The sequence below is a fragment of the Halorhodospira neutriphila genome (genome assembly GCF_016584055.1).
Taxonomy (GTDB): domain Bacteria; phylum Pseudomonadota; class Gammaproteobacteria; order Nitrococcales; family Halorhodospiraceae; genus Halorhodospira; species Halorhodospira neutriphila.
Genome location: NZ_NRSH01000262.1, coordinates 1 through 972, shown reverse-complemented (window position 1 = coordinate 972; position 972 = coordinate 1). Strand labels below are relative to the sequence as shown.

Here is a 972-nt window from a genome sequence, read left to right as displayed (position 1 = left end):
CCCTACCCGGGCCGCTCGAGGCAGGCGTAGAAGAAGCCGTCCATCCCCGCCTCGCCGGGGAGGATCTGCCAGCCGTGGCCGGTCGGCCGGCCGGCGGCCGGGGCGGGGCCGAGGCGCGCCTCGGGGTGGTCGGCCAGGAAGGCGGCAGCCACCGCCTCGTTCTCCTCGGGCAGGATCGAGCAGGTGGCGTAGAGGAGCCGGCCGCCGGGGGCCAGGAGGCCCCAGAGGGCCTCGAGCAGGCGGCGCTGGGCCCCCGCCATGCGCCCGGCGTCGTCGGGGCCGCGCAGCCACTTGATATCCGGGTGGCGGCGGATGACGCCGGTGCCGGTGCAGGGGGCGTCGAGGAGGATCCGCTCGTAGGAGCGCCCGTCCCACCAGCGCCCGGGCTCGGCGGCGTCGGCGGCGAGGCGCTCGGCCTCGGCGCCGGCGCGCGCGAGGTTGTCGGCGACCTGGCGGAGGCGGCGGGCGGAGCGGTCGAGGGCGGTGATCGCCGCCTCCGGGCAGCGCTCGGCGAGGTGGAGGGTCTTGCCGCCGGGGGCGGCGCAGGCGTCGAGGACCCGCTCGCCCGGCCGGGGGTCGAGCAGCGCCGCGGCGAGCTGGGCGGCCTCGTCCTGGACGGAGACGCGCCCCTCGCGGAAGCCGGGCAGCTGCTCGACGGGGCACGGCGCCTCGAGGACCACCGCCTCGGGGGCCACCGCCCCGGGCTGCGCCGCCAGGCCGCAGCGAGCGAGCTCGGCGAGGTACGCCTCGCGGCTCGTGCGGCGGAGGTTGACGCGCAGGGCCATCGGCGGGTGGGCGTTGCCGGCCTCGGCGAGGGCCGGCCAGTCCGCGGGCCAGGCCCGGCGCAGGCGCTCGGCGAGCCAGCCGGGCAGGGCGTAGCGGGTGGCCTCGTCCGCCGGCGGCGGGGGCGGCTGGCGGCGGAGCTTGCGCAGCACGGCGTTGACCAGCCCGGCGGCCCGCTGCCGGCGCAGG

Annotated in this window: 1 protein-coding gene; it reads right to left on the bottom strand. The window is 80.3% G+C overall.

Annotation, left to right across the window (positions count from 1 at the left end):
- Positions 1-2 precede the first annotated feature (2 nt).
- Positions 3-972 (bottom strand): 16S rRNA (cytosine(967)-C(5))-methyltransferase RsmB (gene rsmB, locus CKO13_RS12340; protein WP_200261447.1); only part of this gene is annotated, 970 nt, incomplete at its 5' end.